Origin of the sequence: Ruminococcus bovis, assembly GCF_005601135.1 — a bacterium.
GTDB classification, from domain to species: Bacteria; Bacillota; Clostridia; order Oscillospirales; family Acutalibacteraceae; genus Ruminococcoides; species Ruminococcoides bovis.
The window spans coordinates 44,434-67,292 of the sequence record NZ_CP039381.1; the positions used below are offsets into that span (position 1 = coordinate 44,434).

Sequence of the window (22,859 nt, forward strand, 5' to 3'; positions counted from 1 at the left end):
TTTGATTATGAATATTAATTAATGAATGGATTTCAATTCTAACTTTTCACTCAATAACTGCATTGGACTTTTGTATTCAAGTGTTCTCATTGTCTTGTTATTACTCCATTCTAAATGTCCTTTTAACTTTGTATTTAATTCTTCAATATTTTTGAATGTTTCCCAATCATAGAAATATCTTTGGTCGTTTCTATGACTTCTTTCTACCTTCCCATTGTGCCAAGGTGTTCGTGGTGGTATTAATTTATGATTTATACCTAATTTGTTCAATTCTATTTCAAAAGGACTTTTCACTTCACTGCTTTGATATTTATATGTGAACTCTCTTCCGTTATCTGTTTGAACCGTTTTTATTTTAAACGGAAATTCTTTTAATAACATTTTCAAGAATTTAGTTGAGTTTTCCGGTGTATGTTCTTCAAACCCATATACAAATCTCATTCTTGTACATTCATCTATTGCAGTCCATTGATAAAATGCTTTCCGTCCCTTAAAGCCTTGCCTCTTAAGCAATTGTATGGCACTTCTTTTACATCTATCTGCACCTTTTCTCCAGGTATTAACAGCTCCGGATATCTTCTATGATTACGGCTCTTTTCTTGGTCTTTTTATATTTTACTAAGCCCATTCTTTTTGCAGCATATATCATTCCTGAATAGCTTCTTGTATATCCTTTTCTCTTTAAATCACTGTATACTCCATCCCATCCATATCTTTCATAGCACTTTTAAAAGAATTTCTAATTTGTCTTTCTTCTCTTTTTGTGTGTCTGTTGGGATGACTATGTGGTCTGCGTGATTTAGGCAATAGCGATTGCCAGGTACCGTCATATTGTTTACACCATCTCTTTACGCTTGAAAGACTTACACCGTACACTCTACTTGCTTCGCTTTTTCCTTTTCTTAGTGCGTATTTTACTATGGCTTGCTTTTTCTTTGCTTCTTGTGTTATTATATTCATGAGGAGTACTTCTTTCTTAGGTTAATGTTTTTGAGCGATTCCATTATACCATATTTTGAAGTTACTCCTCTTTTTTATTGGGTCATATCATTTTAGCACATACAGTGACTTTACAATTATACGATTAAGTAGTATAATTAAAGAAATTAATTTTTGGAGGTACATTATGAAAGCTGTTATCACTGTTGTAGGTAAAGACACTGTAGGAATTCTTGCTAAAGTATCTACAGTATGTTCTGAATATGACGCAAATATCGTTGAAGTATCACAGAGCGTTCTTCAGGATATGTTTGCTATGATTATGCTTGTAGAACTAGGAAAGAAGAATTTTGGTGAACTTTCATCTACTCTTGAAAAACTTGGTGATGAAAACAACCTTAAGATTCACTCAATGCATGAAGATATTTTCAATTCAATGCACAAAATTTAAGGGGTATAAGTAATGCTAGAAACAAAAGATATTCTTGAAACAATAAATATGATTGACAATGAGGACCTTGATGTTAGAACTATAACAATGGGTATTTCTCTACTTGATTGTATGGATAATGATATAGACAAGGCTTGTCAGAAGGTTTATGACAAGGTTTGTTACAGTGCAAAAGACTTAGTAAAAACAGGTATGGATATTGAAAGTGAATACGGTATTCCTATCATTAACAAGAGAGTTTCTGTAACTCCTATCGGTATGGTTGCTGCTCCATGTAAGAACCAGGATATTACTAAGTTTGCTAAAACACTTGATAAGGCTGCTGATACACTTGGTATTAACTTTATCGGTGGTTACTCAGCACTTGTACAAAAAGGTTTTGCATCAGGTGATATGGAACTGATTAAGTCTATTCCTGAAGCACTTGCAACTACTGAAAAAGTATGTTCATCTGTAAATATTGGCTCAACTAAAGCCGGTATCAATATGGATGCAGTTAAGATTATGGGTCAGATTGTTAAGGACTCAGCTGAACTAACTAAGGATAAAGATTGTATTGGTGCTGCAAAGTTAGTTGTATTTTGTAATGCTCCGGAAGATAACCCATTTATGGCAGGTGCATTCCACGGTGTTGGTGAAGCTGATAAGGTTATCAATGTTGGTGTATCAGGTCCGGGTGTTGTAAGAGCTGCTCTTACAAAATGTGAAAATCACAACATTGCTCAGATTGCTGATGTTATCAAAAAGACTGCATTTAAGATTACAAGAATGGGTCAGTTAGTTGCTCAACAGGCTAGTAAAAGACTTGATGTACCATTCGGTATTGTTGACCTTTCTCTTGCTCCTACTCCTGCAGTTGGTGACTCAGTTGCTTATATTCTGGAAGAAATGGGTCTTGAAGGTTGTGGTGCTCATGGTACTACTGCTGCTCTTGCTATGCTAAATGATGCAGTTAAAAAAGGTGGCGTTATGGCATCTTCAAGAGTTGGTGGTCTTTCAGGTGCATTCATTCCTGTATCAGAAGATGCCGGTATGATTGCTGCTGCTGAAAATGGTTACCTTGACATTACTAAACTAGAAAGTATGACAGCTGTTTGTTCTGTTGGTCTTGATATGATTGTTGTTCCGGGTGATACACCTGCTGATGTTATCAGTGCAGTTATTGCTGATGAAGCAGCTATTGGTATGGTTAATACTAAGACAACTGCAGTAAGACTTATTCCTGCTATTGGCAAAAAAGCCGGTGATACTCTTAACTTTGGTGGTCTACTTGGTTACGGTCCTGTTATGGAACTTAGAAAAGGTTCTCCTTCTAAGTTTATTAACAGAGGTGGTCAGATTCCTGCTCCACTACAGGCACTTAAGAACTAATTAAGAATACATTTTTATATAACAAAACTCCTCACAGTTGTGAGGAGTTTATTTTTTTTGCATTTATTTATTAAATTTACTTTTCACTAAAGATACAATAATATCTGCAATTTCATCAACAGAATATTTACTGCTATTAAGCGTTAAATCATAAGTAGAAGTTGCTCCCCATTCTCTATTTGAGAAATGTTTGCAATGATTTTTTCTTTCAGTTTCTACTCTTTTAATTTTTGCTTTGGCATCATTTTCTGACAAATTATCCCTTTTCATAACTCTGGCAATTTTATTTTCAATGTTACTGTCAATAAATATATGTAAAGCATTTTTATAATCTTTAAAAATAAAGTTACCTAATCTGCCTAAGATAACACAATCACCCTTAGATGCAAGGTCTATCATAACATTCTTTTCAACATTAAACAGTTTATCACACTTTGTACTTTCAGCACCCTCATAATAAAACTGTGAATAGAAATTATAAAAAGCACTGTTAGCTATTTTTTGCTCATTATTCTCAACATAATGCTCTGTGTTTCCACTTTGCTCAGTTGTTAATGTAATAATATCTTTGTCATAATATTTAATACCTAGCTTATCAGCCACCAATTTGCCGATTTCTCGACCACCACTACCGTAACCTCTTGCAATTGTGACAACAAGATTATTTGTGTTTTCTTTATGTTCAGTTGTTTCATCAGTTGTAGATTGTGGTATAAGTAGTTTTGTTAAGAATGCAAGGTGCTTACCAAAGAACTTTGCAATTAATCCTACTATCAAGGCTGCTACAATTGTACCTTCTCTTACACCGTTAATTGCGTTAAACAAAACAAATGAAATTATACCGGCTGTCACTGTCATTGATGCATCAAAACAAACCTTAGTAATACCAAAATCAACACCAAAACGAATTGTTAGTGAACGGACAAATGACTCACCCGGAAGCATAAGAACATCAGCAATTACTTCTAAATAAACACCAAAACCAAGGATTACACAACCTATTAACAGGTAAAGAACTTTTACTACATAAATATCGCTATTAACCCAAGTTAAAAGAAACATAGAAATATCTATAAAATAACCAAACAAGATTGATACAGGAATTTGCAATAAATCTATTTTGTTAAATTTCTTACCTAGAATAATAATCTGTAAAAGAATTAAAAATAGGCTGAAATAAATTGTGAATACACCTAATGTTGGTGTAAATTTTAAACTAAGTACATATGGGATACTTGAAATCGGTGATGTACCCAGACTTGCTTTTGTTACAAATGCAACGCCTAAAGAACTTATAAAAAGTCCAAACAAAAATACAATATATCGTCTAACTAAATTTTTCTTCTTCATACTAACACTCCTTTAAATTTTTATTGACTCTGTTTAGAAAATTTACAAATTGCATTTTCTCTTCATCAGTAAAATCTTTCAGAGCATTATTCTCTAGTTTTGCAAAAGACTCTATTACGAACTTTGCCTCTACTTTACCCTTTTCAGTTAAATACACAAACTGAAATCTGCGATTATCCGGATCAACCTTACGAATGATAAGTTCATTCTTTTCCATTCTTGCTAAAATGCTTGTGACAGTTGCTTGTTCAATAAAACAAGACTTTGCAATATCTTTCTGTACTGCACCATCATTTTCGTAAAGGTATTCTAAGATTTTCGGTTGTCCCTTAGACAACTTTCTATCTGCCACATTGTCAAATACCTTTTTCGTGTACATTGTGTTATTCTCCATCATTAACTTATGATAGCTCATTACCTCTCCTTCTTTCCGATAATTATAATAACACTTTGAATTCTAATTGTCAACAATAGAACTACTTTTACACAAAAGAAAAAACAGGTGCATTAGCACCCGTATTTTCTAACAAATTAACAAGTGGAACAAAACAATTCTGCATATATACATTTATCATATGATAAATTAAAGACTAGAAATATATTTAGAATATCTTTTTCCTTACAAGTAGATTATAGCACTATATAGTATTATTTGTCACTATTTGGTACAACATTGTTATATAATTGAAATAATTTTGTTTTATATATTACAATTTGGTATTATTTAGTAAATATATGTCGAAGTATTTGGTAAGTACAAAAATAGCCCCACATAAAGTGGGGCTAGATTTATCTGATAATAATTATATTAACTATTATAGTTCAGGGTTTGTATCATAGAATGATAGGAAGTCACCCTTATCGGAAACCTTATCATCATTAATAATAATCCACTTTTCTGAACCTGAAACACCGTCGTAGTCCTGAGTCTGAGTAGCACCATTATTGTTAATAATTACGCTATAATCAGTACCATTAGCTACCTTAAATGAAGCTGTGTACCAGCCGTTATCACCCTTAGTCATATTCTGACCTGGCCATCCATCATAGATGTTGTATGCTTTAGTACCAACATTGTACCAAGCCCATAGTGTAGGTGTCCATGTAGCTGAACCACTATGTTTTACATGAAGTGTTACATCATAGTTATCATCATCATAGTAGAATAGTAGAAGCTGACTATTAAACTTATGCTGAATTGTTACACTGGAATCTTCACTTGTAGTCTTAGTACCGTCAAGTGTGTATTCATTAGCATACTTATAACCAACTAGCTTTTCAGGAGAATAAGTGTCAGTCTTACCGGCTACAATGTTAAATACCTGATCATCAGCAACAGGCTTATTAGTTGCTTTACTGATATATCTTACACGAATTGTATTTACTAGGCCATAGTCCTTATGAGTAATCTTCTTCTGAATTAGAGTAGCATCAGCAACATTTACAACGCCATCCTGGTTGTAGTCAGCAGTTTTGATTTGTTCATCAGTGAAAGTTGCAGTCTTGCTTAGATACTTCTGAATTAGAGTAGCATCCTTAACAGTAAACTTTTCTTTACCTGTTAGTGTCTTCTGTAGACTTTCAGGTACATATTCAACAAAGTTAAATGTAACTGTCTTATCAGTTGAACCGAATGTACCATTCTGTTCACCTTCAACATTTAGTAGGTCATACTGAAGCTTTAGAGAATCATCAATCTTAGCTTCATACTTTGTACCTACTGTACCGTATAGAACCTGCTTAGAAAGTACCTTACCTGTATCAGCATCTTTATTAACAACTGTTACCTTAGACTTGTTAGACTTAATATTAGCCTTTTCGTATGTTGACTTTTCAACAAGAACCATAGCAGTCTGTGAAGGAACTTCAATTTCGTTACCCTTAATATACTTAATAGGTGTTAGACCTGCTTCATCACTATCAGCAATAACTACCCATTCTGTATTGCTAGAAAGAGTATTATCAAAACCTAGAGAAACTGTAGCACTGTTCTTAGTATCGTTATTCATAACAACAGCTAGTTTGTTCCATTCGCCAGGAGTAGAATTTGAAACTGTATAAGAAACGATATTAGATGAACTTGTTAGAGTTTCACCAAACTTATAGTTATTCTTTAGGTTAATATCATCTGTTGTAAATGGTGAGAAAGCCTTACGAATATCAAGCATACCCTTGTAGTAAGAAACTAGGTCTGCATTCTTAGAAACATCGTTCCAGTCAAACATATTTTCTGTAGCTGGAGAATTATATGAGTTTTCGTCACCGTCTTTTGATCTACCCATTTCTTCACCGGCTAGGAAGAAGTGTAGACCCTGAGAAGTTGCACCGATTGTTTCGGCAAACTTATTGATACGAATTAGGTTATTATTTCTTGCTCTGTAATCAGATGTCTTACCATATACAGAACCCCATAGTTTATCATATAGAGTATTGTTATCGTGGCAAGATACATAGTTAACACACTGTGCAGGAGAATATGCCTTCCAGTTTGCAGAAGCACCGGCAGTATTAGCTCTTACACCGTATCTAACATCTTTTGCAGAACCAACCAGGTTACCTTGGATATAACCCTTAGCACCGATTGAAGAGTAACTACCCTTTACACCATCACGGAATTGGTCATTGAACATACCAACTCTGCTATCTAGATTCTTTGTAGAACCCTGGGAAGCCATTTGTACTGTTTCGCCATCATAGTCTGTTAGGTCATTCTTAGTAGTCATTGCCCAACCTTCACCATATACAGGCATCTTAGTACTAATCTTATCTAGTGTTGAACGAATAGCGTTCATTGTCTTTACATCATGAAGACCCATTAGGTCAAAACGGAAACCATCAATATGGTATTCTGTTGCCCAATAGTTAACTGACTGTACCATAAAGTTATGATACATAGCTCTTTCAGAAGCTGTATCGTTACCACAACCTGAACCGTTTGACCATGTGCCATCAGCGTTCTTTCTGTAGTAATAATCAGGAACTGTACCCTGGAAAGATGTATCTGTGTTGTACATATGGTTATATACTACATCCATAATAACACCGATACCTGCCTTATGTAGAGCCTGAATCATCTGCTTCATTTCGTTAATTCTAACATTACCATCATATGGGTTTGATGAATATGAACCTTCAGGAACATTGTAGTTCATTGGGTCATAACCCCAGTTAAACTGGTCATCAGAACCTGCTTCATCAACTGAACCAAAGTCATACATTGGGTTAATCTGAACATATGAGATACCTAGTTCTTTTAGATAATCAACACAAGTTGGAATTGAACCTAGGTTGTTTAGAGTTGTACCTAGTTCTGTAAATGCAAGATACTTACCACGATTCTTAGCAGAAACACCTGAGCTTTCAGAATAAGAGAAGTCCTTTACATGGATTTCCCAAATTGAAGCATCAGCAATGTCATCTGTTAAAACATGCTTATCCTGATCCCAACCTTCCGGATTTGTACTAGAAAGGTCACAAACCATTGAACGCTTACCATTTACACCGGTTGCTACTGAATATACATCAGGAATTTCCTTAGTAGTAACCTTTGAACTATCTGCAATACTTGCAGCTGTTACTGTGTAAGTGTAGTATGTGTTTACTAAGTCACCATCAATCTTTACTGAGTAAACACCTGTCTTTTCGTCTAGTGTTAGGTCTTTTGAACCTAAGTCCTTAGCACCTTTTTCTTTATCAGAACCGGTTGCATAAAAATTAACTTTTACTGATGTAGCTGTAGGTGCCCAAACCTTGAATGTTGTTGCTTCTTTAGTATAATTAGCACCAAGGTCTGTTCCGTTGTAGCTATACTTACTATCAATTTCGTGAGCTGCTGTTTCATACTTTGTTGGAGTGTTAGCAGTAGCTGCTGATGAAGAAACTGTTGCAAATGGAATAACAGTTGCCAACATCATGATAGAAAGAACTACGGAAATAATTCTTTTCATTTTATTTTTTCCTCCCTTTTTTTATTTAAAAAATAATTCTCAAAAGAATATTATTTCTGAATTTCAATACCCTTAATTCTCTTCTTCTTTCTTGAAGAACGAACTTTTAGGGTAATACCAGCACCGGCCAATAGACCAAGTCCAACCAATGCTATAGTAGTAACAAGAGCTTTCTTGCTATTGTCATTTAACTGATAATTATAGATAACAGTTTGTTCGGCTTTTGTATAAACACCGGAGGCATTCTTTGGAGTAGATGTTAAAGTAAGATTCTCATACTCCTTGGCCTTTGTTTTATACTTTTTATCTTGCTTACCTTCTAGTTTCTTGATGTCCATAATATTGCCATCAGAATCCATATAGATAACATTAACTTGACATTTCTTTGTCTTTTCTTTGGTAAACTTATAAGTAACTACCTTATCGCCTACTGCAAAAAGACCTGCACCGTTTTCAGGCAATGCATCTGTATCAAGTACATAACCCTTAATTGAAGGAATTTCATCAGTAAAGTACTGCTGACCAACTTGGTTCTTTAGAACCTTACTTGGAGCAATAGCCTTATCGGTTGATGAGTCAATAAACTTAATTGTTACTGTGCTATATTCACCTGTATAAGCCTCAACAGTAAATTTACAATGTTTATTTTCTGATGTGAATTTACCTGTTGTACTTTCTTTATCAATAATCTTATATTTTCTTCTTACTGAGTCACTAGGAGTGATACTATAGCTATCACCTACTTGACCCTTTACAATTTCAGTAGAAACCTTTTCACCGGTTTTGTTGTCAACATAATCAACAACTACTGCACCCTCTGTTGAATGACAGTTCTTATCAAAACTGTCTTTATCAACAAGAATCATTGCTGAACTTTGTGGAACTTCTACAGTACCGGAAACTGTACCTAAGTTTCTTAAACCTGCAGTTTCATCATTTGCTATAATTACAAAATCATCTGAATAATTCTTAATCTTGCTTAAATCAACTTTAACAGATTTATCAGGGTTACCGTTTAGAAGAACTGCAACTTTCTTAAAGTTGTCATCTTCTAATCCATCAACTGCAAAAGCAACTAAACCCTTTGTATCATTTTCAAAGAAATCAAGGTTCTTTGCAGTAGTAGTTGTTGGGTCTCTAAATGCATTAAACTTCTTGTGAATCTGTATCATACCTTTATAGTACTCTACAACATCACTATAGTTATTAACACTTTCCCAATCAATCATATTTAGAGTTGCTGATGACTTAAAGCTATTTTCATCACCATCTTTACTACGGCAGAACTCTTCACCTGCTAGGAAGAATGTCATACCTTGAGCTGTAAAAATTGTTGCAGCGTTTAGCTTAGTCATTTCAACTAGATTTGCATGACGCTTTCTAAAGTCCTTTTCATCAGGATATAGAGAACTAACTAACTTATCATATAAAGTATAGTTATCGTGACAACTTGAATAAACAACTGACTGTGTTGGTGCTGATGCCCAACCGTTGACACATTCACCTGAAAGACCGATTTTGATATTACCGGTTTTCTTACCACTTGCTAAGAAGCCTTTATCTGTTGCATCAAAAGTATTACCCTTAATAGCATCACGGACTGTATCATCAAAAGCACCGATTCTGTTATCAAGTTTATCCATATTAGCTTGAGTTGCTAAGACTGTACCATCATCACAAGCAGTCTTTAAATCCCATGCTTCACCGTACATTAAAATTTGTGGATTGATTTCATCAAGAGCATAACGAATTTGATTCATTGTATCACAATCGTGAAGCCCCATTAAATCAAATCTAAAACCGTCAATGTGATATTCACTTGCCCAATAAGTAATAGAATCAATCATAAATTTTCTGAACATTTTATGTTCGGAAGCAGTATCATTACCACAAGCTGAACCGTCAGAAAATGTACCGTCACTATTCATTCTATAATAATAATTTGGAACTGTTCTGTTAAAATAGCTGTCTTCACCTGTATAAGTATGGTTATAAACCACATCCATAATAACACCGATACCGGCATCATGAAGAGCTTTAATCATCTGTTTGCATTCATTGATTCTAACATTACCGTCATAAGGGTTAGAAGAAAATGAACCTTCCGGAACATTATAGTTTACAGGGTCATAACCCCAGTTAAACTGGTCATCCTTACCGGTTTCATCTACTGAACCAAAGTCATACATAGGGTTAATCTGTACATAGTTAACACCTAGTTTCTTTAGATAAGAAATACAAGTAGCATTGTTGCCACTTACACCATCAACAACTGTACCATCTTCTGTAAAAGCTAAGAACTTACCTCTGTTTTCTTTACTTACACCGGAATTTTCAGCATAAGAAAAGTCCTTAACCTGTACTTCCCAAATAACAGCATCTGTCTGATTTTTGACAGTTTTGTGAGTATCTTTATCCCAATCTGTTGGATTAGTTGAAGTTAAATCAACAATCATACCACGCTTACCGTTAGCACCAACTGCCTTGGCATAAATATCTACTACTTCTTCAGCTTTGCCATCATTAGTAACAACATATGTATAGTATATGTTCTTTAGATCACCTGTTAAGGTACAAGACCATACACCATTTGATTTATCAAATGTCATATCCTGTTCTTTAAAGAAACCATCCTTGTTTTCTTTCTCTGAACCATACTTATAAAGTCTAACCTTAACTTCAGAAGCAGTTGGTGACCAAACCTTGAAAGTAGTAGCTTTCTTAGTATAAGTAGCACCTAGGTCATTTCCATTATAAGCTGTTTCATCTAACTTTGCTGCATAAGCAGCATAATCTTTGGTTGTTTCAGCATTAAAATTCACTATATTTAATCCCACCATCATAACTAGTATCAAAACCAAAGAAAGAATTTTTTTAATAGGCATAAAATCCCCCTTAGTTCTGTTTTTACATACACCCATTCTAACAAATATTATTGTAAATAATTTTCTACAAAAGAATTAAACCGTCTTTATAGACGGTTTACGTGTAGAAAAAACAGGTCAAAATATAGTCATTTTGACTATATTTTCATTTAACTTATGAAAGATTTATTAATAAAGTCATTAATCTATGCCATATGTTGCCACACCTGTTAATTCTTCTTCTATCCTTGACAATCTATTATACTTTGCAGTTCTTTCACTTCTGCATGGCGCACCTGTTTTTATCTGTCCTGAGTTACAAGCAACTGCAATATCTGCTATTGTTGTATCTTCACTTTCACCACTTCTATGAGAAATTACAGTTGTATAACCGGCTTTATGGGCAAGTTCGATTGCATCAAATGTTTCTGTTAAAGTACCGATTTGGTTCATTTTCACTAGGATTGAATTACCTGCTCCAACCTTGATACCATTATAAAGTTTATTTACATTTGTAACGAATAAGTCGTCACCTACTAATTGAATGTGGGATAACTTTCCGGTAAGTTCTTCCCACCCTGACCAATCAAATTCTGAAAGTCCATCTTCTATTGAGATAATAGGATATTTCTCTGTAAGATTATCAAGGTATTCAATCATATTCTCTGTAGTCATAGATATTTTTCTCTTAGGCAAGTTGTACATACCCTCAGCATACCATTCTGATGAGGCAATATCTAAAGCTAATTTTGTATTATCTGTATTATATCCTGCTTCTTCAATTGCTTTTAGAATATATTCAAGTGCTTCTTCATCACCTGAAAGGTTTGGTGCAAAACCACCTTCATCACCTACTGCAGTAGAAAGTTTATCTTTCTTCAATAATGTTTTTAGTGTGTGGTAAATTTCTGTACATTGTCTTAGTCCGTCACGGAAACTGTCAGCACCTACCGGCATAATCATAAATTCTTGAATATCCACATTGTTATCTGAATGAGCACCACCATTGAGAATATTCATCATAGGGTAAGGTAATCTATGAGCATTAAAGCCACCTAGATACCTATATAATGGTAAATTAAGTGATGATGCTGAGGCTTTTGCTACTGCAATTGAAACTGCCAAAATAGCATTTGCACCTAAGTTTTTCTTATTCTCTGTACCATCAAGGTCACACATCATTCTATCAATTAATCTTTGTTGATATGGACTTGTGCCTACTAAATGATGATCCAAAGTTTCGTTAATATTTTTTACTGCTTTGTATACTGACTTGCCAAAATACACATCATCATTATCTCGAAGTTCCACTGCTTCAAATGCACCTGTTGATGCACCACTTGGAACAATTGCTGACTGTACTGTACCGTCAGATAATGTTACTGTTGCTTCTACTGTTGGATTGCCTCTAGAGTCTAGGACTTGTCTTCCCTTTATTTCTTCAATTAACATACACATATAAAAAACCTCCTTTATCATTATTGACAAAGGAGGTTAAATTATACTGATTAGTCTAGGTAATCTTTTAGAATTTTACTTCTTGAAGGGTGTCTTAGCTTTCTAAGAGCCTTTGCTTCAATCTGACGAATTCTCTCACGAGTAACATTGAATTCCTTACCTACTTCTTCAAGTGTACGACTTCTGCCGTCTTCAAGGCCAAAACGAAGTCTTAGAACCTTTTCTTCTCTTGGAGTTAGAGTATCAAGAACTTCATTTAGCTGTTCACGAAGTAATGTATGAGATGCTGCATCAGCAGGTGCAGGAGCATCATCATCAGGAATAAAGTCACCTAGGTGAGAATCTTCTTCTTCACCGATAGGTGTTTCCAGAGATACAGGTTCTTGAGCAACACGCATAATATCTCTAACCTTATCTACAGGCATATCAATTTCTGATGCGATTTCATCAGCAGTTGGTTCGTGACCATTCTGGTGAAGTAGCTGAGAAGAAACTTTCTTAACTTTGTTAATAGTTTCAACCATATGAACAGGAATACGGATTGTTCTGCCTTGGTCGGCAATAGCTCTTGTGATAGCCTGTCTAATCCACCATGTAGCATATGTTGAGAACTTAAAGCCCTTTGTATAGTCGAACTTATCAACAGCCTTTAACAGACCTAAGTTACCTTCCTGAATAAGATCTAGGAATAGCATACCTCTGCCTAAGTAACGCTTAGCAATAGAAACAACAAGTCTAAGGTTTGCTTGACATAGTCTTTTCTTAGCTTCTGTATTACCATCAGAAATTTTAATAGCAAGGTCAATTTCTTCTTCAGGAGAAAGTAGTGGAACTCTACCGATTTCCTTTAGATATACCTTTACTGGGTCATCAATTGCAACTCTTTCTGCTGCAATTTCGTCACCTTTGCTGGATGATTTTGATGCTACAATTTCAATATCTGACAAATCAACACTATTGTCTTCAATGATTTCGATACCCTGTGCTTCTAAACCATCATATAGTTTTTCCAGTTGTTCCGGTGAAAATTCAATTTCACCGATAGCATCAAGGATTTCTTGGTTTGAAAGGCTTCCCTTTTGTTTGCCTTGTTCAAGTAAATCTTTGATTACTGTTCTCTTATCAACCTGTCCACTCATATATATCTCTCCTTATTCTCGTTTCTTCTTCAGATTATTAATCTGCTGACTAAACTCATCAAGTGATGTGTTTGCGATTTGTTCCTTTGACAACTTACCCTTTTCCTCAAAGATAACACTTATGTACTCATCCAGAGCTTGTTGAGTAGGATTTTTGTCTATTGTTTTATTGACAATAGAATAGATTTTATTTATTTCATCAGAAGTAAAATCCTCATTTAGAGAAGTTAGTGGCTCATAACCACCCTCAATTCTGTTGACAAAATAACCATAAAGTTTTTTGTTAAAATCTGTGACAAATGAATCATTAGGCACTCTTGAATAAATATACTGTTCAACCTCAGGATGATTAACCATATATGATAATAACATTTCTTCGGCAATAGTTGCCCTTGGCTTATCCTTATGTTGCAAGTTTATTTTGTCTTCTCTGCCTGAAAGATTAGTTCTGATTTTTCTAAACTCTTCTTTTCTATTGCTATATTTAATTTTACTTCTAACTCTCTTTAGAGAATTAGAAATTGACTCTGTATGAACACCTGTTTCATCAGCTAACTTAGAGCTATAAACATCTCGTTCTACATCATCATCTATTTTAGCAATTATATTAATTGCTTCATTGACATATTTAACTCTTTGGTCTGCCAGTTTTAGGTCATATTTCTTTCTCACTTTTGATAGCTGATACTCAACATCATTGAAGCTACCATTCACCAAATTATAGAAAGCAGCACCACCGTTATCACCATGTTTTCTGATAAATTCATCAGGATCTTTGCCGTCAGGAACTGTAAGGACTCTTATGTTAAGTCCTGTTCTTCTGAGAATTCCAATGGCTCTTTGGGTTGCTTTTTGACCTGCTTCATCGGCATCATAACAAATGATAACATCATCGGCATAACGCTTCATAACTGATGCTTGTTGACTTGTTAATGCAGTACCTAAAGTAGCAACTGCATTCTGAAAACCGGCTTGGTTTACTGCAATAACATCCATATAACCCTCACACAAAATAAGGGTTCTGTCCTGATTTTTCTTAGCATTATTTAGTGAAAATAAATTATTACTTTTACTAAATACAGGTGTATCACTTGTGTTTAGGTATTTAGGCTTTTGGTCAGTCATAATTCTACCACCAAAGGCAATTACATTTCCCCTTACATCTATAATAGGAAACATAACTCGGTTATAGAATCTATCATTTGTACCGTTACCACTTTTGTTCTTATAAACAAGGTTTGCACTTATAAGTTCATTATCCTTAAAACCTTTTTTCCTCAGATAATTTGAAAGTGCAAAGTGGTCATTTGGAGCAAAACCTAAACCAAAATGTCTAATAGTCTTATCAGTTAATCCTCTGCTATGAAGATAATCTAAGCCTTCCTTACCTAAAGGACTGTAAAGACACCTATGGAAAAATCTTGCAGTTTCTCTATTTGCCTCATAAATTCTTTTCTTAAGGTTAGCCATAGAATCATCATAATTACTTTCTTCAGGCATATTAAGTCCTGCTCTTTCGGCTAAGAATTTAACTGCCTCAATGTAATCAAGATTTTCTATCCTCATGGTAAAGGTAATTACATCACCACCTGCACCACAACCAAAACAGTAAAAAGAATTGTTTTCGGTATAAATATTAAAAGATGGTGTTTTTTCGCCATGGAAAGGACAAAGTCCTACCATATTCCTACCCTTACGCTTTAGAGAAATATAATTTGATGCAAGTTCTGTAAGGTCACTACGCATTTTTAGTTCTTGCAAAAAGCTTTCCGGTAATGGCAAAATAACACTCCTTTCAATAGTTGTAAAACCTACACTATTATATACAACAAAATTTATATTATTCCTTTATTTTTTCAAAATTTTTAAAAATATTTTTGAAAAAACAGATTATATTAGATAAATATGTTGTTACATAGGAAAATAATCTTCATTAACAACTTCTACTTCTATCTTTCCATTTGTTGCATCAGCAAGTTTTTTGTTAAAAAATCCAAGTTCATTTATTGGAATATGAAAACTGATAATAACATTTTCTAAAAAGTTTGAGTCATCAATAATACCACCACATTCCGGAATAAGACCGGAAAGTTTTCCGTAAAAATCGTAACTCAAAGTAACAGAACAATTATAGCATTTTTCCATACGAAGAATCTTGGAGGCATCAAGTGCAATCTTTGCACCATGACTATATGCTCTGACAAGTCCACCAGCACCAAGCATAATACCACCAAAATAACGAGTAACCACTATTACAGTATTTACCACATTATTTTTGTTAAGTACATCAAGGACAGGCACACCGGCAGTACCCTGAGGTTCTCCGTCATCAGAATAACGCTTAATAAAATCATTCTTTAGGCTATATGCATAAACATTATGAGTAGCATCATAATGCTTCTTACGCTTTTCGTTAATAAAATCAATAGCTTCTTGTTCTGTTGAAATAGGTTTACAATAGCCTATAAAACGGCTGTGTTTCTCAACAAACTCAGCTTGATTTTCTTCTTTTGTAGTATAATAAAAATCTTCCATAACAATTAAAAAAACAGGCGGTACACTAAATGTACCGCCTCAACAATTACAAAATTATTTCATACCAAAACGCTTCTTAAATCTATCAACACGTCCGCCGGTATCAACGAGCTTCTGCTTACCTGTAAAGAAAGGATGGCACTTTGAACAAATTTCAACTCTGATATTTTCCTTTGTTGAACCTGTTTCGATTACATTACCACAAGCACAAGTAATTGTTGTCTGCTTATAATCTGGATGGATACTTTCCTTCATTTCATTTCACCTCTTTCGCTGAAACCGTAAATAACAGTTTAGATTATACAACATAAATCCTGAAAATGCAAGTGTTTTTTCAAAAAAATTTTTAACTTTCTAAATAATCAATTAAAGTATTGAAATTTAGACCAAGTTTTCTGGCTAAAAGAGAATTGTTTTTGCCAACATATCTCCATAAAGTATAGTCAGAGTCCATTGCAGTTACCTGCTCATTTTCTTTAGTATATCTTTGAATAAAGCCATACTCTGCACCGTACTTAATTAACCATTGATAAGCCTTAGTTTTGTTGAAAGTACTTCTCTTTTCGCTATCAAATTCAACAGAAAGTCCAAGTTGTCTTTCGCTATTGCCACTATCAGCAATTCTTCTATTGGCAATTGACTCGGCTTTTGTTTGGGTATATTTGCCTGTGTTAAGCAAAGTATTTACATATCCACTATAGAGAGTATGTTGGTCATCATATGAAACATAACCTCTCCTAATCTTTAGGTCAACACCATCTTTCTTAGCAGCATTTACCATTTTGTTTAGTGAATCGTAAATCATTGTACTAACCTTTACACCACCAAAATCTTTTGTTGTTGGTACATAGTTTCTTTCCAATGGGTCAGCAACACTAACAATTTTGTATAAAGTCTTTTGTTGTTCCTTTGAGATATAGTCATCGTTGGATTTCACCACAGTTTCCTCACCTTTTGATGAGGAAACATAGGCATAGTAACTTAGGAATGAACCTAAGGCTAAAATCACAACCATAACGATAGGTAAAACATAGAACAAAATATTAATTGCATTTCCCTTTTTCCTAGGGGTATTATCTCCATAAACATAGTGTTTATCTTTTCCGGTATAAAAGCCTTCCGGCTTTGTACTGCCACCATGTCTTCCTTTGGATTTATCTTGCAAGATTTTCACCTCGTAAAATTATTACTTAATTTCTTTTGTATTGATTTCTTCAAGTGCATCTGTTAAGAACTTTTCAACACTCATTGAACCAAGGTCACCTTGTTTACGATGACGAACAGAAATACAGTTGTTTTCAATATCCTTATCACCAACAAGAATCATATAAGGAATCTTCTCTAACTGTGCTGAACGAATCTTGTAACCAATCTTTTCTGAACGGTCATCAACTTCGCATCTGATGCCCTTTGCTTCTAGCTGTTTCTTAACTTCATAAATGTAGTCAAGATGTCTGTCGGCAATTGGTAAAAGTTTTACCTGAACAGGTGCTAACCATAGTGGGAATGCACCGGCATATTTTTCGATTAATAGTGCTAATGTTCTTTCGTAGCAACCTACAGATGTACGGTGAATAATATAAGGGTTCTTCTTCTGACCATCCTTATCAACATATTCCATACCAAACTTTTCAGCTAAGAACTGGTCAATCTGGATTGTGATTAGAGTATCTTCCTTACCAAATACATTCTTAATCTGTACATCAAGCTTTGGACCATAGAAAGCAGCTTCACCTTTACCTACTGAATAAGGAATTTCCAGGTCATCAAGGATCTTCTTCATAACACCCTGTGCTTCATCCCAATCTTCAGCAGTACCAATATACTTTTCTGTATTTTCAGGATCCCACTGTGAGAAACGATAAGAAACATCTTCATATAGACCTAGTGTCTTTAGTGTATATTTAACTAAGTCTAGGCACTGAGCAAATTCATCTTCAAGCTGATCAGGTGTACACATTAAGTGACCTTCAGAAATTGTAAACTGTCTTACACGAATTAGACCATGCATTTCGCCTGATGCTTCATTTCTAAATAGAGTTGAAGTTTCTGACAATCTCATAGGTAGGTCACGATATGAACGCTGTCTGTTTAGGAATACTTGATACTGGAAAGGACAAGTCATTGGACGAAGTGCAAATACTTCATCATCCTTTTCTTCATCACCAAGAACAAACATACCGTCTTTGTAATGGTCCCAGTGACCTGAGATTTTGTATAGATCAGACTTTGCCATTAAAGGTGTCTTTGTTAACTGCCAACCACGCTTTGCTTCTTCGTCTTCAATCCATCTCTGTAAAATCTGAATAATCTTTGCACCCTTAGGTAGAAGTACAGGTAAACCCTGACCGATACAATCAACTGTTGTAAATAGTTCAAGTTCACGACCTAGCTTGTTGTGGTCTCTTGACTTTGCTTCTTCCATCATTTCCAGGTATTCATCAAGCATTGATGCCTTAGGGAAAGCTATACCATAAACTCTGCATAGCTGATGGTTGTTTGAGTCACCTCTCCAATAAGCACCTGTACAGTTTGTTAAAGCAACAGCCTTTAGAACTGATACATCCATTAGGTGAGGACCTGCACATAGGTCAATAAATTCATCCTGCTGATAGAAAGAAATAGGTTCGTTCTTATCGGCATGTTCCTTACAAAGTTCTACCTTATAAGGTTCATTCATTTCTTCTAACTTTTTGATTGCATCTTGTGGAGAAAGTTCAAACTTTTCAAGTTTGATTTTGCTCTTAACAATCTTCTTCATTTCAGCAGTAATCTTGTCTAGGTCTTCCTGTGAGAATGGTTTTTCCACATCAAAGTCATAGTAGAAGCCTGTGTCAATTGCAGGACCGATTGCACACTTTGCATTTGGATAAAGTCTTTTAACTGCTTGAGCAAGTACATGAGAAGCAGTATGCCAAAATGCTTTCTTGCCATCCGGATCATCAAAAGTTAAAAAGTCTAAAGTACAATCATTATTAATTGGGGTACGAAGGTCATAAACCTCACCATCTATCTTACAAGCACAAACTTGCTTAAAAAAGCCTCCTCCGAAACCTTTTACAATTTCGTATGGTGTTGTGCCATTTTCAAATTCCTTAACGTCATTTCTTAGTTTTACACTAACCATATTGATTTCTCCTTTGTATAAAAATAAAAGCCCCAATATTCTATAAAAGAATATTGGGACGATATAAACTAAATCGTGGTTCCACCCAAGTTCGGTATAAAAACCCTCATTTACCTTTAACGGAGTTAACCGGTATGTCATTTCCTACATACACTCAAAGGTAGTAACTAAAAGCTCCTAAATATTTTGCCTTACAGCTAATAAGCAAAACTCTCTTGATTCGGTGGCTAATAATCGTGTCCTTCTCAACGCTTTAGATTTATATTATCACTTTAATTTTCTATTGTCAATTACTATTTTTAATTTTCTTCATCTTCCGGAGATAAATCTTTATCATTTTTACCGGAAGTGATTTCCAGAATAAGTCTATCTACATTAGAAATTTTTTCTTCTGTTGTAAGTTCTTTGTCGTTTTCATCACTACCTGATACTACAGGATAGTCCTCAACATACTTACCATAAGTTGCACCTGTTGGGAAATAGCCACTGTCTCTGGTATCAATAGACTGAAAACTACTGTCGTGAGTGATATATAGATTACCGTTCTTACGCTCTTTAGCTTGGATTTTCTCAAAACTTTTTAGCTTTTGATTACGGATTTCTTCATTAAGTTCAAGGATTTCTTCTTGTGACTCAATAATTCTAACTTCATCTTTATTTTTACTATACTTTGAGATTTCCAACATAAAAGCTACTGCATACAAAGCAAATAAGGTTAACTCACAAGCCTTGATGATTTCCATATAATAACCACTTGTATAACCGTTAAGAATCAGTTTTGTTACAATTTGAACATCATATGTTACAAGTACTGAAACTAAAGGAATACCAAAAAGAATAATCTCTTTCACATAATTTTTTTGGTTTAACATTGAAATTATTGAAGTAGCTGAAAGTAAATACAGTGACAAGAAAAGATAGATAAACAAATCAAGTACATCAGTCATTACAACTGAACTTGCACTGTTCTCTGTTAAAGCAGTAAACAATTTTACAACACACCATAGAGGTACTGTTAACATTAACAGTGAAACAGTTGATGGTGGTTTTTTGCCACTAATATGAGTCCAACTAAGTAGGAACAAACCAAAAGCTGCAACACAAGAAAGGATAATATTTAAAAGTGTAGTTGAAGTATAATTCTTGTAAATTAAGATTGATGGCAAGTAACAACAAACATCAACTATAAGTGCTACTGCTGAAAATAAACACATTGAACCTGCAAATGTGTTCTTCTTATAATTATAAACAGAAGCAGTCTTTTTATCAGTAACAGACATAATAAACAAAATAATAAACTGAACAAAAACAAGTCCTATTGTAACATATGATGCAATTATATTGTCATTGCCAAAAATACTGTTACCGGTTTGTTCTGTATAAATTTGATACACTTTAGTTATTGACATTAATAATATTGTAGGTATTAATGTAAACCACATCTTCTTATACTTCATAAAAATATCCTTTATAAGTTATTACATATCACGATAATGCTTTACTCTTCTTTTCTTTGACTTTTTCTGTCTGTTGTGTTTAACAACAACAAATAGATAAATTGCAAATAGGATTACAACAATAATTGCTGCAATAATAAAGTAGATTGAAGTAAATACATTTTTCAAAATATCAAGTACATAAAGAAGAGTACTTCTCTCTACTGTTTCATCAGCTACAAGGTTAAAGGTAGAAACCTTTTCGCCTTTATAATAAACTGATGCTTTACCTACATAGTCACCTTCTTTAATAGGTGCATCTATTGAGTCAGGCACATCTGTTTTGATAGTAATTTCTTTATCCTTAACACTGCTTGGTAGAAGAATATTAAAGTCATCTTCTGCACTTAACTGAATAGAATTTTTATCCCAAGACAAATCTACCTTTTCTTCACATACAGGAGTTTCTCTTGAAACAATTTCTTTAAGTTCAATATTTTGGAATGCCCAACGGAACAAAGCTGCTGCATCTTCCATATTGTAATATTCATCAATGCCTTGTTCTTCGTTATATGGTGCTTTCATAAGAACTGCCATATAACTATAACCATCAGCTACTGCCTGAGTAACTAAGCAACGACCTGCCTGATCTGTTGTACCTGTCTTGATACCCTTGGCATACTGATAATAATATTCAGTAGTTGAGTCAATTAGGTGGTTAGTTGATGAATAATATGTATCACCGATTGTATAGGAAATTGTATTTGTAATATCTGAGAATTCAGGTAGCATAAGTGCATAACTTGCAATTTTGTACATATCTTCGGCAGTTGTATAGTGGTTAGCATCATGTAGACCATGAGGGTTTACAAAATGAGTGTTCTTACACTTAAGTTCCTTAGCCTTATCATTCATCATCTGAACAAAGTGAGTAACACCACCTTCACCACCAACATAGTCAGCAAGTACAAGGGCTGCATCATTACCGGAAGAAATCATCAAACACTTTAATAACTGTTCAATAGTAAAAGATTTACCGATATTATCGGAAACAGCAGACTGTGAACTGCCTGTACCTTCAAGTGGCTTTAGGACACTTGCCTTAATCTTAACCTTCTGAGTAAAGTCACTTACATTTTCAGCAACTACTACATAAGTCATAATCTTTGTTAGAGATGCAGGGTATCTCTTTACATCAGCATTTTTACTATATACTGTAACACCTGTATCTAGGTTTACAAGCAAAACTGTTTCTGACTTTGTCTTTACATTACAACCAAAATCAAAGTTAGAAATAGTTGCCGAGTCCTTATTAATATTTGAAGAAGTTGTTGCACTTACCGGTAAAGCAAGTGATGAACACAAAACGAATGTAACTAAAATTACTGAAATTATTGAAAAAATTCTTTTTTTCATAGAAAAAATACCTCTTATATGTTAATATATCATATATACTATACTACAAAACTGATTTACTTTCAATCAAAATTTTAAATTTTAGGTGATACTTTTTGATTTACATAACAGGTGATAAGCATGGGGACATTTCTTTCTTTAAAAGAAAAGAAATGAAAAAGCTAAAAAAGAATGATTACTTAATAATAACAGGTGACTTTGGTTTCTTTTGGAACAATAGTAGGCAAGAAATCGAAAATCTGAAATATTTAATGAGACAACCATATAAAATACTATTTGTTGATGGTACTCACGAAAATTTTAATATGATAGAAAAGTACCCTATTGTAAAATTCGGTGGTGCTAAAGCTAGAAAAATTGCACACAACATTTATCATTTAATGAGAGGTCAGGTGTATATTATAGAAAAGAAAGGTATCTTTACCTTTGGTGGTGGAGTTAGCAGAGATTTACAGAAAATGCTTGACATTAATATGTGGTTTGAAAGAGAAATGCCTAGCAAGGAAGAATTTATTGAAGGTGCAAGACAACTTAATAAATTCGGTGGTAAACTGGATTACATTATTACTCACGAACCACCTACTCAAATTAAAGGTATTATTAATCCTGACTTAAAACCTAATGCAGTTAATATTTACCTTGAACAAATTGCTGAACAAGTTACCTTTGACAAATGGTTCTTTGGATATGCACATATTGATGAAGAAGTCAGACCAAATTATTTTAGTGTGTTTAATGAACTTTTGCCGGTTAATAAAAAGGAAAAACCCAGAATTTTTTAACTTATTCTTATATATAAAGAAAACTGCTTGAACAAATCAAGCAG

The 22,859-nt window shown here is 34.1% G+C and carries 18 protein-coding genes; 3 read left to right on the forward strand and 15 right to left on the reverse strand.

What is annotated here, in order from left to right; all coding sequences use genetic code 11:
* Window positions 1–18: 18 nt before the first annotated feature.
* Together E5Z56_RS00235 and E5Z56_RS00240 are read right to left on the reverse strand one after the other, a co-directional pair.
* Window positions 19–513 carry a DDE-type integrase/transposase/recombinase gene (locus E5Z56_RS00235; protein WP_138155992.1) on the reverse strand — a complete coding sequence of 165 codons (495 nt, stop codon included), beginning with the start codon at window positions 511–513 and terminating at the stop codon, window positions 19–21.
* 168 nt (window positions 514–681) lie between these two features.
* Window positions 682–960, reverse strand: a complete 279-nt coding sequence (locus tag E5Z56_RS00240; RefSeq protein ID WP_138155993.1) for a helix-turn-helix domain-containing protein — start codon at window positions 958–960, stop codon at window positions 682–684.
* Between the two features lie 166 nt (window positions 961–1,126).
* Here E5Z56_RS00240 and E5Z56_RS00245 point away from each other — a divergent pair, with 166 nt between their 5' ends.
* Window positions 1,127–1,390: an ACT domain-containing protein gene (locus E5Z56_RS00245; protein ID WP_022505632.1), complete on the forward strand. Its 264-nt coding sequence runs from the start codon at window positions 1,127–1,129 to the stop codon at window positions 1,388–1,390.
* 12 nt (window positions 1,391–1,402) lie between these two features.
* On the forward strand, window positions 1,403–2,761 hold the full coding sequence (locus E5Z56_RS00250; RefSeq protein ID WP_138155994.1) for a PFL family protein: 1,359 nt from the start codon (window positions 1,403–1,405) through the stop codon (window positions 2,759–2,761).
* 63 nt (window positions 2,762–2,824) lie between these two features.
* On the opposite strand, the gene E5Z56_RS00255 is transcribed toward E5Z56_RS00250, so the two are convergent.
* The 13 genes from E5Z56_RS00255 to E5Z56_RS00315 all read right to left on the reverse strand — a co-directional run bounded on the left by E5Z56_RS00255 (window position 2,825) and on the right by E5Z56_RS00315 (window position 22,033).
* Window positions 2,825–4,111, reverse strand: a complete 1,287-nt coding sequence (locus E5Z56_RS00255) for a cytidylate kinase family protein (protein WP_138155995.1) — start codon at window positions 4,109–4,111, stop codon at window positions 2,825–2,827.
* Between the two features lies 1 nt (window position 4,112).
* A complete protein-coding gene (locus E5Z56_RS00260) occupies window positions 4,113–4,526 on the reverse strand; it encodes a MarR family winged helix-turn-helix transcriptional regulator (RefSeq protein WP_138155996.1) in 414 nt (137 codons plus the stop codon).
* Window positions 4,527–4,926: 400 nt separating this feature from the next.
* Entirely contained in the window at window positions 4,927–8,058 is a 3,132-nt protein-coding gene (gene pulA / locus E5Z56_RS00265; RefSeq protein ID WP_138155997.1) for a type I pullulanase, read from the reverse strand.
* Between the two features lie 50 nt (window positions 8,059–8,108).
* Window positions 8,109–10,943 carry a type I pullulanase gene (gene pulA, locus E5Z56_RS00270; RefSeq protein WP_138155998.1) on the reverse strand — a complete coding sequence of 945 codons (2,835 nt, stop codon included), beginning with the start codon at window positions 10,941–10,943 and terminating at the stop codon, window positions 8,109–8,111.
* A 180-nt stretch (window positions 10,944–11,123) separates the two neighbouring features.
* Window positions 11,124–12,380 carry a phosphopyruvate hydratase gene (eno, locus tag E5Z56_RS00275; RefSeq protein WP_138155999.1) on the reverse strand — a complete coding sequence of 419 codons (1,257 nt, stop codon included), beginning with the start codon at window positions 12,378–12,380 and terminating at the stop codon, window positions 11,124–11,126.
* Window positions 12,381–12,430: 50 nt separating this feature from the next.
* Complete coding sequence (rpoD, locus tag E5Z56_RS00280) at window positions 12,431–13,519, reverse strand: RNA polymerase sigma factor RpoD (protein ID WP_138156000.1); 1,089 nt, start codon at window positions 13,517–13,519, stop codon at window positions 12,431–12,433.
* Window positions 13,520–13,531: 12 nt separating this feature from the next.
* Window positions 13,532–15,301 carry a DNA primase gene (gene dnaG, locus E5Z56_RS00285; RefSeq protein ID WP_138156001.1) on the reverse strand — a complete coding sequence of 590 codons (1,770 nt, stop codon included), beginning with the start codon at window positions 15,299–15,301 and terminating at the stop codon, window positions 13,532–13,534.
* A 129-nt stretch (window positions 15,302–15,430) separates the two neighbouring features.
* Window positions 15,431–16,054, reverse strand: a complete 624-nt coding sequence (locus E5Z56_RS00290; protein ID WP_138156002.1) for a YigZ family protein — start codon at window positions 16,052–16,054, stop codon at window positions 15,431–15,433.
* A gap of 54 nt (window positions 16,055–16,108) precedes the next feature.
* Complete coding sequence (gene rpmE / locus E5Z56_RS00295; RefSeq protein ID WP_022506307.1) at window positions 16,109–16,309, reverse strand: 50S ribosomal protein L31; 201 nt, start codon at window positions 16,307–16,309, stop codon at window positions 16,109–16,111.
* Window positions 16,310–16,400: 91 nt separating this feature from the next.
* A complete protein-coding gene (locus E5Z56_RS00300; RefSeq protein WP_138156003.1) occupies window positions 16,401–17,219 on the reverse strand; it encodes a M15 family metallopeptidase in 819 nt (272 codons plus the stop codon).
* 21 nt (window positions 17,220–17,240) lie between these two features.
* Window positions 17,241–19,181: a threonine--tRNA ligase gene (thrS, locus tag E5Z56_RS00305; RefSeq protein ID WP_138156004.1), complete on the reverse strand. Its 1,941-nt coding sequence runs from the start codon at window positions 19,179–19,181 to the stop codon at window positions 17,241–17,243.
* 299 nt (window positions 19,182–19,480) lie between these two features.
* On the reverse strand, window positions 19,481–20,638 hold the full coding sequence (locus tag E5Z56_RS00310) for a hypothetical protein (RefSeq protein WP_138156005.1): 1,158 nt from the start codon (window positions 20,636–20,638) through the stop codon (window positions 19,481–19,483).
* 21 nt (window positions 20,639–20,659) lie between these two features.
* Window positions 20,660–22,033 (reverse strand): D-alanyl-D-alanine carboxypeptidase family protein, encoded by a 1,374-nt coding sequence (locus E5Z56_RS00315; RefSeq protein ID WP_138156006.1) that lies wholly within the window; start codon window positions 22,031–22,033, stop codon window positions 20,660–20,662.
* A 95-nt stretch (window positions 22,034–22,128) separates the two neighbouring features.
* On the opposite strand from E5Z56_RS00315, the gene E5Z56_RS00320 reads away from it, so the two are divergent.
* The gene (locus E5Z56_RS00320) at window positions 22,129–22,815 is read left to right on the forward strand and encodes a metallophosphoesterase (protein WP_138156007.1); all 687 of its coding nucleotides are present in this window, start codon (window positions 22,129–22,131) and stop codon (window positions 22,813–22,815) included.
* The last annotated feature ends 44 nt before the right edge of the window (window positions 22,816–22,859 follow it).